The 243-nt window shown below is 60.9% G+C and carries 1 protein-coding gene; it reads left to right on the top strand.

The window, feature by feature from the left end:
• Nucleotides 1–36 precede the first annotated feature (36 nt).
• On the top strand, nucleotides 37–243 hold a 207-nt coding region (locus tag AC0L20_RS41700; RefSeq protein ID WP_473295945.1), incomplete at its 3' end, for a GFA family protein.

The raw sequence follows: 243 nt of genomic DNA, 5'->3' as shown, positions 1-243 counted from the left end.
CCACAGCGTTCAGTGCTGAACATGGATAGGATTGAGATGAGTAAAACCAGCCAAGGCAGCTGCCTCTGCGGCGCAATCCGCTATCAGGTCACGACACCGCTCAAGGCCGCCACCCACTGCCACTGCAAAAAATGTCAGAAGGGCCACGGCGCAGCGTTCGCCAGCTACGCAAGCGCACCCAGGACAGCGGTGAACATTCACGCTGCCGCAGATGCGCTGCGGGGCTATGAATCCTCGCCGGGC

The sequence above is a fragment of the Bradyrhizobium sp. Kon58 genome (assembly GCF_055807455.1).
This window is presented reverse-complemented; position numbering and strand designations above follow the sequence as displayed.